Source organism: Rhodococcus sp. IEGM 1354 (assembly GCF_030056855.1).
GTDB lineage: Bacteria > Actinomycetota > Actinomycetes > Mycobacteriales > Mycobacteriaceae > Rhodococcoides.
Window position 1 is genome coordinate 1 of sequence record NZ_JASHKT010000022.1, and the last position, 14,543, is coordinate 14,543.

The 14,543-nt window shown below is 64.6% G+C and carries 16 protein-coding genes; 7 read left to right on the forward strand and 9 right to left on the reverse strand.

Annotated elements, in window-relative coordinates; translation table 11 throughout:
* The 6 genes from QM588_RS25125 to QM588_RS25150 all read left to right on the forward strand — a co-directional run.
* Positions 1 to 949, forward strand: a 949-nt coding sequence (locus QM588_RS25125) for a site-specific integrase (RefSeq protein WP_283317353.1), incomplete at its 5' end; no start/stop codon positions are given.
* 107 nt (positions 950 to 1,056) lie between these two features.
* Complete coding sequence (locus tag QM588_RS25130; RefSeq protein WP_230074816.1) at positions 1,057 to 2,040, forward strand: recombinase; 984 nt, start codon at positions 1,057 to 1,059, stop codon at positions 2,038 to 2,040.
* Between the two features lie 259 nt (positions 2,041 to 2,299).
* A complete protein-coding gene (locus QM588_RS25135) occupies positions 2,300 to 3,286 on the forward strand; it encodes a DUF302 domain-containing protein (protein WP_080729192.1) in 987 nt (328 codons plus the stop codon).
* Positions 3,287 to 3,838: a sigma-70 family RNA polymerase sigma factor gene (locus tag QM588_RS25140; protein WP_027494238.1), complete on the forward strand. Its 552-nt coding sequence runs from the start codon at positions 3,287 to 3,289 to the stop codon at positions 3,836 to 3,838.
* Positions 3,835 to 4,512, forward strand: a complete 678-nt coding sequence (locus tag QM588_RS25145; protein WP_027494239.1) for a zf-HC2 domain-containing protein — start codon at positions 3,835 to 3,837, stop codon at positions 4,510 to 4,512. The genes QM588_RS25140 and QM588_RS25145 overlap by 4 nt, the downstream gene beginning before the upstream one ends.
* A gap of 504 nt (positions 4,513 to 5,016) precedes the next feature.
* On the forward strand, positions 5,017 to 5,652 hold the full coding sequence (locus QM588_RS25150) for a uracil-DNA glycosylase (RefSeq protein WP_051364861.1): 636 nt from the start codon (positions 5,017 to 5,019) through the stop codon (positions 5,650 to 5,652).
* A 31-nt stretch (positions 5,653 to 5,683) separates the two neighbouring features.
* On the opposite strand, the gene QM588_RS25155 is transcribed toward QM588_RS25150, so the two are convergent.
* From QM588_RS25155 to QM588_RS25195, 9 genes are all read right to left on the reverse strand, one after another.
* On the reverse strand, positions 5,684 to 6,031 hold the full coding sequence (locus QM588_RS25155) for a hypothetical protein (RefSeq protein WP_051364864.1): 348 nt from the start codon (positions 6,029 to 6,031) through the stop codon (positions 5,684 to 5,686).
* A 95-nt stretch (positions 6,032 to 6,126) separates the two neighbouring features.
* Entirely contained in the window at positions 6,127 to 7,299 is a 1,173-nt protein-coding gene (locus tag QM588_RS25160; protein WP_080729195.1) for a TDT family transporter, read from the reverse strand.
* A gap of 69 nt (positions 7,300 to 7,368) precedes the next feature.
* Positions 7,369 to 8,274 carry a LysR family transcriptional regulator gene (locus QM588_RS25165; protein ID WP_230074817.1) on the reverse strand — a complete coding sequence of 302 codons (906 nt, stop codon included), beginning with the start codon at positions 8,272 to 8,274 and terminating at the stop codon, positions 7,369 to 7,371.
* A 170-nt stretch (positions 8,275 to 8,444) separates the two neighbouring features.
* A complete protein-coding gene (locus QM588_RS25170) occupies positions 8,445 to 9,479 on the reverse strand; it encodes an arsenic resistance protein (protein ID WP_051364866.1) in 1,035 nt (344 codons plus the stop codon).
* The gene (locus QM588_RS25175; protein WP_027494242.1) at positions 9,476 to 9,907 is read right to left on the reverse strand and encodes a MerR family transcriptional regulator; all 432 of its coding nucleotides are present in this window, start codon (positions 9,905 to 9,907) and stop codon (positions 9,476 to 9,478) included. The genes QM588_RS25170 and QM588_RS25175 overlap by 4 nt, the downstream gene beginning before the upstream one ends.
* A gap of 312 nt (positions 9,908 to 10,219) precedes the next feature.
* Positions 10,220 to 11,098 (reverse strand): phosphatase PAP2 family protein, encoded by an 879-nt coding sequence (locus QM588_RS25180; protein WP_051364869.1) that lies wholly within the window; start codon positions 11,096 to 11,098, stop codon positions 10,220 to 10,222.
* A 367-nt stretch (positions 11,099 to 11,465) separates the two neighbouring features.
* Positions 11,466 to 12,026 (reverse strand): universal stress protein, encoded by a 561-nt coding sequence (locus tag QM588_RS25185; RefSeq protein WP_027494243.1) that lies wholly within the window; start codon positions 12,024 to 12,026, stop codon positions 11,466 to 11,468.
* A 26-nt stretch (positions 12,027 to 12,052) separates the two neighbouring features.
* Positions 12,053 to 12,418: a fluoride efflux transporter CrcB gene (gene crcB, locus QM588_RS25190; protein WP_027494244.1), complete on the reverse strand. Its 366-nt coding sequence runs from the start codon at positions 12,416 to 12,418 to the stop codon at positions 12,053 to 12,055.
* Complete coding sequence (locus tag QM588_RS25195; protein WP_027494245.1) at positions 12,415 to 12,900, reverse strand: fluoride efflux transporter FluC; 486 nt, start codon at positions 12,898 to 12,900, stop codon at positions 12,415 to 12,417. Before QM588_RS25195 ends, crcB begins: the two co-directional genes overlap by 4 nt.
* Positions 12,901 to 13,833: 933 nt before the next feature.
* Between QM588_RS25195 and QM588_RS25200 the strand changes: the two genes are divergently transcribed.
* Positions 13,834 to 14,436, forward strand: a complete 603-nt coding sequence (locus QM588_RS25200) for a recombinase family protein (protein WP_048320406.1) — start codon at positions 13,834 to 13,836, stop codon at positions 14,434 to 14,436.
* Positions 14,437 to 14,543 lie beyond the last annotated feature (107 nt).

The following is a 14,543-nucleotide window of genomic DNA, read 5'->3' on the forward strand; positions in this document are numbered from 1 at the left end:
GACAGTGGCGGCCTACCTCGTCGCCGCGGCCGACACGCTCACCGTCGACGGGACGCGGGCGTACGCGGCCGCGACGTTCGGCAAGTGGATTGCGGCGATCGCCGACCGCCACCGCGCTACCGGACACGACAACCCGTGCGGGCACGAGATGGTGCGCGCCACCCTCGCCGGTATCCGGCGGGACTACGCGTCGGCGGGGGAGCGGCCCCGCAACCCGCGCGCACCGCTGCTGACCTCCGACATCACCACGATCGTCGACCACGCCCGACGCACTACAGCGGGGTGGGCGTCGGAGGTGCTCGAACGCCGCGACACCGCGCTGCTGCTGATGGGATACACCGGCGCATTTCGACGCAGCGAACTCGTAGCGCTGGAATGCCGCGATGTGCGCCGCGACCGTCTCGACGGTGCGCACGTACGGATCCGAAGATCGAAGACCGACCAGGACGGAACCGGCATCGGAACGGTGAAAGCGCTTCCGTTCACCGACTGCCACGAATCCTGCCCGGTCTGCGCGTGGGTGCGATGGCTGCAGATCGTCGCCGCGTTCGACACCGGGGGCAGAGCCGCCGTCATTCGACTGCTTTCTCGCGCAGCACAATTCGACTCCCATCTCTGCCGCGGCACCCTGCCGACCGCCGAGAAACGGTCGCCGCTGTTCCGGTCTGTCCGCAAGAACGGCAACCTCTCCGACACTGTGTTGTCCGGGGCAGCGGTCCATGCGGCGATCCGCCGCCGCGCAGCTCACGCCGGGTACGACCCCGAGACTGTCATGCAGCTCGGCGGCCATTCCCTGCGGGCAGGATTCGTCACCCAAGCCTTCCGTAACGGTGCCGATGCACATGCGATCATGCGCCAGACCGGGCACACCACACCCGCAATGGTCGAGACATATGCCCGCGAGCACGCCCCTCTGGTCGGCAACGCGGTCACCGAACTCGGTCTATGACCGGGCGTGTGACTTCACCCGTGAACGCCGATAGGGCGACCGGGGTAGATGCTGACCACGACGACTGCACCGGTTCGATTCGACCAGCGGATATCACGAACGTGGCGGTGCCGAAGCGGGATCGGCACACGTGGTCACTGTTCGAGGACTGGTGCACCGCCCATGACGAAACACCACTGGCGGCCTCCCCGGATTCACTTGCTCGGTTCCTCTCGGCGCACCCCGCGGCGTCCACGACCCAGCGCCGCCGGATCGCGGTGATCGACGCCGCCCATTCCCGGCACCTGTTACCCCAGCCGGGCCGTGCGGAGGTCGTCCGGGCTGCGCTGGACGTGGCGCGTACGGCGCGCCTGCACGAGCTGGCAGCCGTGATCGGCGGCGTCATCGCGCGCCTCCCCGAATCCGGTTGGCCGTCCGAACTGTTCGCGCGGCGAGACGCCCTCGTCCTGGTCTTTGCCTCGACCGGTCTGCCGTACACCCAGATCGCGGCCCTGCGGCCCTGCGACGTCACCGCCGATCCGAGGATCGATGCCCTTCGTATCGACACAGGCCGCGGCGTTCGCACCGTCACTCCTCTCGCACTGATGGAGACGGGTATCTCGCCGCGGACGGTGTTCCAGCGCTGGTTGGAGGTGCTGGGCCATCACACGCGGTACCCGAACACTCGAATGCTCGCCGACGCTCTCGATGCCGTGGGCGGTACCGGGCTCAGCGGATTCGACCGGTACGTCGATCCGGCCGGTCGACAGCCGCTGTCGACCGCAATCGACCGGTGGGGTCACACCCCGCTGACTGCGACTGCACTTACCGCCCATGCGGTCGCCGACATCGTTCGAGCGCACCTGGACGGACGAGCACCTGTGCACCGACACCATTCGGTGCAGGCACGGCAGCCGAGCACAGATCTCGTACCCAAGCCCGCCTCGGCTTCGCTACTCGACCCCGGCTACTACGAACACGGGACTCGGGCACGCCGAGACGCACACCAGCTACTCGGTGGCGTCGATTCGACGCTCGACGACGTCGAAGAGCGTGCGGATTCACTGTTGAAGCGGCTTCTCGAATTCGTCGAGGCAGAAGTGCCGCCGTGAGGTCGGCCGTTCGTGCCGCGAAGATGGTCCCTGCACCCGTTCAGGCCGCTTCTGTGGCGTGGAGACGCTCGACGAGACCGGGGTGAACCGATCGATCAGATCTCCGCTTGCGTGAACTCGACTGTGTCGCCCTCCGGTGCACCGACATTCCGGGAGCAATCGCCGGAGGGAACTTCGGTTCGGGTGAACCCCTCAGGCTCGGTGTGCGTACACCACAGTGAAGCCCACCGCTGGCGTGGGCACGAGGACAGGACACGTGATGAGCACTTCAAGGTTCCGTATGGCAACGTCGCTGCTCGCGTCGGCGGCGGTGATCGCCCTCGCCGGGTGCGGTTCCACCGAACCCACCGGTTCGGTGGCGGTGTCGAGCACTCCGGTGTCCACGTCGGCGGACGCGAAGGCTGCGACACCCGATGTGGCACCGTCCGAACCCGGACTGGTGGTGTACGCCAGTAACTACTCTGTGAGTGACACGGTCTCTCGGGTACAGCGCGCGCTGGAGACGGCGGGAGCTGTGGCAGCCACTGTGGATTTCGAGAAGTTGGCACAGGGAGCAGGTGAGACGATCCGCCCGACCACCGTGGTGATCGGGGGGAATCCGAAAGCGGCGTCGCCGTTGATCGCCGCGGACCAACGGGCCGCGATCGACCTTCCACAGAAGTACCTGGTCTGGCAGGCCGCCAACGGAACGGTGTTTCTGGCATACAACTCCGCCGAGTACATCGCGACGCTCGCAGGCATCCCGGTCTCGTCCGACGCCCTCGACGGACTCCGGGCCGGCTCGGCATCGACCGCGTCCGATGCGACGGGATCCTCGGCGGCCGCCGCAGAGGGCACCGATGTGTCCGCAGCGCCGGGATACCTGGTCGAGAAGACCAGTGATGCATCGGTTGCAGCGTCCATTGCCCGATACGAGGCAGCGTTCGCGGCCAAGAATCAGCCCACAGTCGCAACCGTCGATCTCGCGTCCGCCGCTGCCGAGACACCTCTGAGGCCCACCATGGTCACCTACGTCGGTAATCCTGCGGTCTCGACTGCGCTGGTCGGAGCGCAGCAGACCATGGGGATCGACCTCCCCGCCCGATACGTGGCGTGGCAGGATGCCGAAGGGATCGTTCACGTGGCTCACCCCGATATCCGTGTACTCGCCGCTCGGCATTCGATCTCGCCGACCAATCCTGTTCTCGACATGGTCGCCGCCGCCACGACCGGTTTCACCGATGCCGCTTCCGGCTCGGGCAGTTAGGTGGACGGTGTCGAATCCGGCTCACAGCACAACCACCAGCTCGTCGATGCGTCCGAAGTCGCCATGTCGGCGCTCTTCCGCGAGCACCAGCACGCAGTGACTCGATTCGTCAGCCGCTACACCCAGACCCGCGAGCAGTGTGAGGACATCGTCCAGGAGACGATGTTGCGCGCGTGGCGCGGGATCGACCGCATCGATGTGACGGCAGCATCGACGCGGTCCTATCTCATGACCATCGCGCGAAACGTACTCACCGATCAGTGGCGGGCGAGCACGAGCAGGCCGACTCTCGTCCACGATCAGATCGCACTCGCCGCCGAGTGCATCGACGACGAATTGGGCGGGGTCCTCGACGGGTGGCTCATAGACGAGTCGCTGCGTCGGTTGTCCGAGGAGCATCGAGCAGTCATCGTGCTCATCTACTACGAGGGTCGAACCGTCTCCGAAGTGGCCGCGCACCTCGATATCGCGGTCGGCACGGTCAAGTCCCGCTCCTATTACGCTGTGCGTGCCCTACGCCGGATCTTCGACGAGTTGGGATTGATTCCATGAGCTCAGCGCACGACGAGATCCGACCACTGCTCGGGGCGTACGTACTCGACGGACTCGAGCGCGACGACCGAGCAGCGGTACGACGACACCTCGACGACTGCCTTGCCTGCCGAACCGAAATCGACGTCCTGGCACCCGTCGCAGGAGTGCTTCGACGTCGCAGGCAGCCAGCAGATCTCTCACCGGTGCACTCGACGGCCGGTGCAGACCAGCGACTCGACCACCTGCTGAGCGCGATGAGGCATCAACGGACCTCCGAGAAGAGGCGGCGGCGAGTGTGGACTGCGGTGTCGGCGACCCTCGTTCTGGGAGTCGCTGCGGCGATCGTCCCGCTCAGTACCCTCGCCCGCTCCGACGATTCGACAACGGTGAACGATGCGGGTGCCCGCCCGCTCGTTCTGTCGAGCACCGTCGGGGCCACAGGTGACCTCGAGCTCACCACGAAAGCCTGGGGCACATCGATCGACGTCGACGTTCAACAACTCCCCGGCGCAGGCATCCTCACTCTGCAAGTGGTCGGCAACGACGGGACTCGACAACAAGCAGCTCAATGGTCGGTCACCGCGAGCCGAGCAGCAGCGGTGACCGGCGCAACGTCCCTTTCTGTCGAGGACATCCACTCGATCGTGATCGACGATCCGGCGGGCAACACGATCGCGCGGGCCTCTCGCTGAGACCGAGTCGTCACGGACACGGGCAGGTTTCGATGCGGTGCCTCGGACAGCGTGTCGGTCGCGTGGCCGCCCGAACGGCTGGACCGCGGTCGAGTGAGATCGGGACGCTGACGACGTACCCCGGATCGACATCCGAGTCCGAACGCGCTGGCTCTGCGTTCGCCGCACCGCATCGGTCCGTCGCTCGTTTTCCGGACTCATTCCAGAAAAGTCGTGCATACTTTCGGTCGGTTCGGTACCCACTGTGGCATATACCAAGGGGGGTATGTAAGTACCCTAGGGGGTATCCGACCTGATCTGGAATCGAAGTCGATGAGAAGACGGGTGCAATAGGCACCACACGGCCTGTCGTGGTTATCTCATAGGTGTGTTCAGGCAGCGGAGTCGTCAAACGCTCAGCAGTGGTCGTCGAGGCGAGCCACCGAGAGCTGGCGTCTACGGCTCACGGTGCGTTTCCCCATGGCCAGCAGTACGTGTGGCGTGGGTCAGCAGTGAGTGCGGCGTATGACAGATGATGACGTGTGGTCCGGAAAGCACGCCCGAGCGCACGATGCCCCGGTCCGCTCACTCAATGCGTCGGTGTTGCGATGGAGGATCGACACTGCACGGTCCATTCCACTGTTCGATCCCGACGACGGCGGCGACGCGGCTCGCTGTCTGGTGCTGTTGGAGTCTCCGGGGCCGAAAACGATACGTCCGGGCGGGACCAACATGTGTTCGTTCGACAATCCAGATCGAACGAACCCCGTGCTGAAATCGGTGTTCGCCGACGCGGGTATCGACCGGGTGCAGTGCGTCAAGTGGAATATTGTGCCGTGGGCAGTGCTCGATGACGCCGGTCATCCGGTATCGCCGACGGCATCCGTTCTCGGTGAGGCGGGCCCATATGTCGGCGAGCTTATGGCCTTGCTGCCGAAACTGGAGGTGGTTTTCGTTCTTGGTGCGAAGGCTCTCGATGGCTACATGCGCGTCATCACTGCATCTGCTCCCACCCGCCTCCTCCCGGTGATAGCGGCACCGCACCCCTCGGCTCGCAACGCACACGCACCGGCGGCTGCTCGCCAGCGGTTGATCAACGCAGCACTGTCGGTCGCAACGCACCTGGAGAAGGCACCTGAACCCCGCACTGTGCTGAGGTAGGGCGGATCGTGCTGCTGCTGCCTCCGACCGGTCAGTCCTGGTGGGGCTGGCGTTCGCCGGTGTCGGTGTCGATGTCGATCACCTCGTCCGGGCTGTCGGGGTGGTACTGGATGATGTGTGGTTCGGCGGCACCCCGGCGTGCACCGTCTCGATATGAGAACCAACATCCCGCGAACAGCACCACTGTCACGATCGCTGCGACGACGGTCCAGCCCTCGAACCCGCCGGCGAGGGCCGTGAGAAAGGCCCCCGCAGCAGCTGTTCCCGCCATCAGCAACAGCCAGGTCAGATAATTTTCGGTGACTCGTGCCCAGACGCGTCCGCGGCTGCCCCGTCTCGGGGTATCGGAAGTCGGTGTGTCTGCATTCGGTGTGTTCATCGTGATCGTGAGTCCTTTCCGGGGTCAGTGGTCGATTGGATCAACGCTGTTCGTTCGGTATCAGCGTTCCGAGTGGGTACTACCCGGCGGTCGGTTCAGCTGGGTTGAAAAAGTTTTCCTTGCACGCTGCCGCGGAGAGTGTGGGCGGCGACTGTGCCCCAGGCTGCGAGCAAGGCCGCATACAGTCCGATTGCAAGGGCCTCGACCGCGGCCGACCCCAGAGCGCCGCCGAGGGCAGTGGCACCGGTGACGCAGGTGCCGATGGGGAAGGTGAACGACCACCAGGTCAGTGAGAATGTCAGTCCCTTCTGGGCGGCATGGATGGTGAGGGCGGTTGCGAGGGTGAACATCAAGACGCCGAAGCCGCCCATCGTCAGTCCGTACAGAATGCCGAACACGTGCAGGCCGGTTGCGACGGAGGCGGTCTCGCCGGTGAACACCAAGGGTGCATCGTTGCCGAGCAGGTTCGCGGCGGTGATCGATTGACCGATCATGCCGAGGGTGATCCACACCGTCGGTGCTGCCTGGACCGGCGGGATTCCGCCGTGGACGAGCCGTCCGTAGATGAGCGTCATGGTCAGCATTCCGATGATCAGTGACAGCCCGAACATCGCGTAGCAACCGGACAGCATGGCCAGGCGCCATTGCCCATCCGCGATATGAGGGAGCAGCAGCGCACCGGTGGAGGCGGACACCATCGGCGGTACGACGGGCATCAACCACGCCGGGAGTGCGACGGCGGTCTGGTGATCGTGGGCGGTGATCATCAGGTAGGGCACGAGAATGCTGGTGATCAGCCCGAGGGCTGTGCCAGCGGTCCACAGGACGGCAAAAATCACGGTTGCGGGCGCCGCTCCGATGACGTCTTTGCCCAGCAGCATCGTCCCGGCACCGACGGTCAGCAGCGCCATGGGGGGTGCGCCGTAGAACTGCACCATCACCGGATGCGCGGCGTGCTCACGCGCATACTGCCGGTGTCGGATCCAGTGCACTGCGAAGGCACCGGAGAGTGTGATCAAGGCGACCGACGCTGCGATCCACACGATCGTTGCGAACACGTGCAGTCCGGGGATGTGGGCGGGCAGGGTGGCGGCGGCGTTGGCGACGATACCGGTGCCCATGACCGAGGCGAACCAGTTGGGGGTGATGTGTTCGAAGATCTGGCTCGGGTGGTCGAGGTCGGAGAGCACCGGCCACTTGCGCGGCCGCTCGGTATCGTCGCCGCGCCGAGACGTGATGGAGGAGCGGTGCAGAGCTGTCGTGGTCATGACTTCCAGCGTCCTCGCACACAGTCGTCACCGGTAGACACCGATTACCTGGCCGGTCCCAACCTCAGGTTATGACTGCGGGGATTTGAGGGCGACGACGAGCAGGTCGCTCGACGGTCCTCGCAGTTCACGGCCCGCGGGCCACACGGCACGCAGGAACCGGCGCAGGTCGAGCCCCTCTGTGTGAACGCGGGCCAGCGTTCCGGCGGCGATCTCGGCGGATACCGCGAGGGAGCTGAGTACGGCCGGTGCGAGGCCGCCGATGACGGCAGCTTTGATGGCAGTGGTGGAGGACACCTCGAGCAGTGGCGCGGCGAGTGGGCCCGCAGTCCGGAGCGCACGTTCGAGCGCGAGACGTGTGCCGGACCCGGGTTCGCGGGTGACCAGCGGTGTCGCGGCCAGTTCGCTCGCCGTGATCGTTCGTCGAGCCCATTGATGATCGGGGGCGACGACGACGACGAGTTCGTCGCGGGCAACGTCCTTCGAGTGGAGTCCGCTGGGCAGATCGGGGCTTTCGACGAATCCGATGTCGGCGCGGCCGTCGAGCACCGATGCGGCTACGTCGACAGAGTTTCCGGAGGTGAGAGTCGGTGTGATGGAAGTGTCGTGGGAGCGCAGTGTGATGAGCCATCGCGGTATGAGGTATTCGGCGATGGTGAGGCTTGCGGCGATACGAATGTGGCTGTGGCGGTCGGTGCGCAGCATTGCGATGCTCGTGGCGAGCTCGGCGGCTTCGGCGATGACGCGCTCGGCCCAGCCGGCGACCAGTTCGCCGGTTGCGGTGAGGGTGGCACCTCGCTGCCCGCGATGCAGGAGTGCTACCCCGATGCGGCTTTCGAGTGCTTTCAGGCGTGCGCTCGCCGCTGGCTGCGACATGTCATGCGCCTCCCCTGCGCGTCCGATGCTTCCCAGCTCGGCGACGGACAGCAATAATTCGTAGCTGATCAGGTCGGTCACATGGGTCGGCAGGGGCACGGTGCCAGCGTAGAGACTGCAGTCGTAGCGGGCGCGGAGCCCACAGGCGCGTTTGCCGGAAAAGTCCCCATTCGATGCTCAATGCTCGCGGGAAGTGGAACGGGGTCGCGGCACTGGATCCCGTGGTTCGTTCACCCTCACTGACGCCACCTGCTTTTATCCAGTTCTCGTCACCCAGGATTGCCTTGGTTCGTGCGAGTTGTTTCGAACTTCACCGGTGCTCTCGCAGCGTGAGCTGGGACAAGGCAGGGGATGAGTCGGACGTAGGCGACCATTCCGATCAGCTCCACCAGTGTCTGCGTCACCACGACCACGGCAGCAAGAGACAGTGCTGGTGGCAGCGCGAGCGCCAGCGGCAGAACGACCAACGAATTTCGGGTGGCACCGGAGAAGATCAAGGCCCGAGCGTCCGGGACGTCCAGGCGGGTCACTCTGGCCGTCGCCCATCCGACAACCGCCATGATGACCAGGAACGCGACGAAGATCGGCACCGCGGCAAACAGCTGGGAGCCTTCGGAGCGGACTGCGTCGATCTGCGACGCCACGACGACGGCAAGAGTGGCCATCATGACCGGCACCATCGCCGCGGCCATCACATCCATGATCTGGGTGCCGATACGCCGACGACGCGCAAGTGCTTGCGTCAGGGCCGCCAACACCAGAGGAACAACGATCAACAGCACGAACGCTTCGACGAACGGTGCAATGTCGATGATCTCCACCAGCTCGGACCCGACGAACAACCACAGGTAGAGCGGCAGGAACGCGATCTGCAACAACATCAACAGCGGCGCGCTCGCGAGGAGCCGTTCCGACGCTGCACCGGCCAACCCACTGAAGACGATGACGTAGTCGATGCAGGGAGCCAACAACACCAACAGCACACCGACGAGTACCGCCTGATCAGCAGCAACGAACCGGGTCAGAGCGAATACGACGATTGGAACGAGCACGAAATTCAGTACTACGACGCTGAGCAAGAATGTGCCGTCGCGCAGCGATGCGCCGATGGCGGAGAACGGAACCGCGAGGAACGTAGCGTAGAGCAACACGATCAGTACCGGATTGATAGCAATCTCGAACGCATGCGCCGACGACGGCGCACCCAAACCGACACCGCCACCGATGAGCAGGGCCAGCAGGTAGAGCGGGATCTGGAACTTCTCCAGCCACGCCACCACCGAGGTGGTGCTCGATATGTTCATGCGGTGCCCACCGCGGTGTTCGCTGAGATCAGCCAGGTGCAGTCCGGATTGCATGGCGTCGGCGCGTCGGGTGTGTCCCCGAGCCGGGCCAGCGCGTCGGTCAAACTCTCACGCAGAGCGGTCAATTGAGCGATCGATTCGTTGGCGTGCGCGATGTGGGACTCGATGGCGGGGCCGAGTTCGGCTTTGACTGCTGCGCAGGAGTCTTTCTCCCAGACACGAAGGAGAAGTTTGATCTCCGGCAGCGACAGGTTCAGGCTCTTGGCGGCGGTGATGAACGCCAAGCGTTGCCGAGCGCGGTCGTCGTAAACGCGGTAACCGTTCGCCGAACGGTCCGCCGGGAGCAGGCCCTCGCTTTCGTAGAACCGTAGCGTGGTCGCCGGGACGCCGGTCGCCGATGACAGCTGTGAAATGCGCAGAGCGGACATGCGCACGAGGATAAACCTTCGAGTCGGGTGGAAGGTCAAATCCTTGACCTTCCACGCAGGTGCTGGGGCTAACGTCGGGCCATGTTCCCAGCGAGACCGCGCCCGGACGTCCGGGCGCTCATCCGTCTAGACCTGACGCCTCTCAGCGAGATGAAGGCCCCGTCGGCGTGCACGCTCTCAACGGCTGACCAACCTGAGGGTATCGAGTTGTGGGCAACGATCCTCACCTGCGCTACCAGCCGCGGACGGTCGACGGCGGACTTGTATTCACCTTCCCGTCACGTAGTGCTCGGAGTCGGAGTGGGTCCGCGATCAGTCGGGTGAGGCTGCCTGAGGGGTCGGTCCGAGCCGGACATTGACCCAGTGTCGGACCGGAGGGATCGACCACATGGTCCACAGTGCGAGGAGCGCAGTGCTGGCGGCAAGAATGCTCGCGGCGACGTCGAGCGGGAAATGTACGCCGAGGTACAGCCGGGAGGCAGCGACGGCGAGCGCGAACAGCACTGATGTCGTGCGGGCCAACCGCCGGACAATTACGTGCGCCCGAGCGGTGAGCAGGACCACAAGCCCGATCATGGCCGCAGCCACCGCTGTATGTCCAGACGGGAACGACCACACGGTGTCGGGAGGAATCAGCCAGAACCGTTGCGGGGGACGGGGTTCGCGGATGCTGTATTTCGCGATTGTCGACACGACGAGGGTAGATGCCATCACTGCCAGGGCCCATGCCGCGTCGACCCGTCGGCCTCTCCACGTGAGCCATGCGGCGATACCGATCGCCACCACGATTCCGACGACCGGTTGTGCGCAGTCCGTGACAAATTCGGCGAGGGCAGTGGCCCAGCCGGCGCGATGAAGGGCGATACGGTCGTGGAACCGCAGACCCGCCTCTGTCACAGCAGTGGTGGAGGCGAGAGTGCCGGCGGCGAGCAGTGCGGCAAATGCGAGCAGAGCGGCGGCAAACGGCCGAATCCACGGACGAGCAGGAAACATAGGTGACTTTCCTTGGTTGGGTTGCGTGGGATGGACGGTGGGGTGCCAGGTGCGGCGACGACCGGTGGCGAGTAGGGCGGCCACTGCGATGACCTGGATTGCGGGAACGACGGTGAGCGACGCGGGAATCGAATGTCGTAGAGCAGATCGGTTTTCGGCTGGGGAACGGATGGCTTTGCCGCTCCGTTCGTCGATCACGAGAACGCAGACGCGCCAGTGCGCCGGCGATCCAGAGGAAGTGCACGGCGATGACGGGGTGGGCGTAACCGGAAACGTCGACGCCCAGAAGCGGCGGCTTGGTGTATGCCACCGGGCCGGAGACCGAGCGCACCATCAGCGCTGCGACCTCGTCGGATGCGGTGACCACACCCCGACGACGAAGGCGGTAGCCCCCCGCGAGGCGAGGGGGCCGGTGATCGAGCGGGCACCTTCGTAGACGAAGTCCGCGAGCATGCTGACCGTCCCGAACGCGACAACGAACCGACACGCCCCCCATCGATGGTCGTGGCGGTTCGGTGGATTTCTTTCTGGAAGCGCGCGGCGGGAACCCGGTGCGGCGGATGGGTCACCGGCGTGTTTGGGCTGCGTCACTATGCTGCCTATCGGTAGCGGGGACGAGGAGGACCGGGCGGTGGGCGTGGCGGGCGAGTGTCGCGGACACCGATTCGCCGACGGCCCTCTCCACCAGTGACATCATCCCGCCGCGGGTGGTACCGATGATGATCATCAGGGCGTCGTTGGCGTCGGCGATCGTGGTCAACAGTCGAGCCGGGTTGCCCCGCCTCGAGTAGAACGCCCAGTTCCCGGGGATGGCGGCCAGCATCGCGCATGCCTCGCGGCGCTCTTGTTCGACAGCGTCGGCGATGCGTTGTTCCCAGTCGTCGCTGTCCGGGTCGATCGGCAGGTCATCGGTGTCGACGATGTGCGCTACATGCAGGAACGCGTTCAGTCGACCGGCAAGGTCCATCGCGTAGGTCAAGGCAGCGTGGCTTGCTGGGTGCCGGTCGAACCCCACGACCAGGTGGCACACCGGTTCTACCGAGGCGGCGGGGCCGTCCACCTGTAGCGGAGCGCGCCAGTCCCCTAGGTCGTCGCAGGAGGCGTGGCTGGGATCGTCCTCGGTCATTGTTTTCTCCTCATATTGTTTTCTCCTCATACGGAAGCCAGGACGAGACCGGCACCGCCGGCGACGACAGTCACCAGCAGGGTGCCGACCGCGTTCAACACGCCAGCGATGTACTTCTGACGTTGGATCAGCCGCACCGTCTCGAAACTGGCGGTGCTGAAGGTGGTGTACCCGCCGCAGAAACCGATGCCCACGATCAGCTGAAGTTCCTGGGGTAGTCCGTGGAAAAGGATCAGTCCGGTGACGAATCCGAGGAGCAGTGATCCGGTCACGTTGATGATCGCTGTCGCCCAGGGAAAATCCGACGCCCGGCGGTGCCTGATGGCCCCGTCGAGCACAAAACGGACGATCGCCCCTGCACTGCCCGCGCAGGCGATCCAGAGTGTCGTCATTGTGTTGCCTCCGCGGGCCGTGTCCGCAGTCGCGCGGCGATCGCGATTCCGGCGGTGGTGGCGACCAGACCCACCAGTACGGTGCCGGCCGCGTAGCTGCCGGCGGCCCACCACTGATGGCTGCGCAGAAACAGATCGGTATCGACGGCCAGTGTGCTGTAGGTAGTGAACGAACCGAGCATCCCGGTGCCCACCAACAGCCGGACCCGCTGCCGCCACCCTGTGTCCGGGCCCAGGCGAGCCAATCCCTCCAGCAGCATTCCGAGCAGGAACGCCCCGACGATGTTGATAGCGAAGGTCGTCACCGGCCAGCCACTCGCGGCAGAGGAACACCACAGTCCGAGTTGGTATCGGAGCGGGGCCCCGACCAATCCACCGACACCGACGGCGGCGATCGCGGACGCTCGCGCATGCAGCGGGCTTGGGGGCGCACTGTCGGGATCGACCGGTAGGGTCGGATTCGGGTCGTGATGGCCGTTCATGGACAGACTCCTTCCACTCAGGGAAAGGAGCCATCAGCCCCAGGGTTGGGGCGGTTCAGACAACCCCCTACGGGGCGGTCTCGGCGGAGATCCATCGCCGGACACCACTATAGCCTGACCAGGGATCGACCCAAGCAGATCCGATGTACGTTCGAGATTCTCGGTCAGCAGGCCGAGGTGTCTATGTGCCAGCGCTGCAGCTCAACAACCGAACCCGGTTGTTGAGCTCGACTAACGGCCACGACGGCACCGGCCACGACGGCACCGGCCGTGCAACGGGTCGGATTGGACACCTGTGTTCGCGTATCAAGCCCGGTATTCCCGATCCGCCGACCACCGCGATCTTCTCAACACGGGTACGTGGCACACGGCGTCACCAAGACGCTGAACATTTCGCCGAACACAGCATTGTCGTCGAACTCAGAGCGGGCACCAGGCTCGGAACCGAGGTTCATTGCCACGCCGCATCGACACGCAGTCGACTAGACCACACTCGAACATGAACTGCGCCACCCAATTTAACCCCACTGCAGTAGGTCGAGAGTGAATCGGGATACTTCGAATCGAACGCATAGAACGTCTGGCGCACAAGCGCACTCAACATACCGGTGACGAGCTACGTCAAAGTCAAAGACTCCAAGGGAACACACACGACGTGTCGAGGGCAATCATGTTCACTGGTAGATCGAGGACTTTTCGATCACAGAAGCTGTTCTATATGGTGGTTGTACGCGTAGCTCGGCGGGATGAATGCTACTGACCGGCGCTCCCGTGTGGTGGGTAAGTGCAGTCGTCTTCTGAACTAGTGCAGTCGTCTTCTGAAACTGACACACTTCGAGTCGTCGACCAGTCGCCGAGTAGTGCCAAAAACGTACGCTAAACCTGGGCGTGTCAGAACTGGCGGACCGATGAGTTGTGGCACAGTGAGTCGCTGTGGGCCACAAATACGGGTACGCCAGGGTCTCGACCGCCGAACAGAACCTCGATCTGCAGAGCGACGCTCTGAGCGCTTTCGGCTGCGAACGCATCTTCACCGACACTGCGAGCGGGTCCACAACCACCCGGCCGGCCCTGACCGAACTGCTCGGCATTCTTCTGCCCGGTGACGTGCTCACTGTCTGGCGGCTCGACCGGCTCGGCCGCAACCTTCCCCATCTCATCGAGCTCATCGCAGACCTCAAGGCCAGGGGAGTGGCGTTCGCATCAGTCACCGAACAGATCGATACGACCACCGCCGGCGGGGAACTTGTCTTCCACATCTTCGGTGCACTCGCCAGCTTCGAGCGACAACTTCTCCGCGAACGCACACACGCAGGTCTCGCCGCAGCCCGCGAACGAGGGAAGGTCGGCGGCCGCCCGCCCGCCCTCACGGTCACCAAGAAGCGCGAAGCAACCCGAATGCGCAACCAGGGCAGAACAATCGGAGATATCGCAGAAGTGCTGGGAGTCAGCAGACGCACGCTGTATCGGCACTTCGAGCAGGCTGCGCAGAAACCCGTCAACCTCAATTCGGCATCAGGAGCAGAATCGAAATGATCGATCGAGTAACTGACTGTCAGTTTCAGAAGACGGCTGCACGATGTCAGAAGTGCACTGCAGTGCAACTCCGAGTTCTCGAGCACACGTCCGGCCTTATCCAGTGA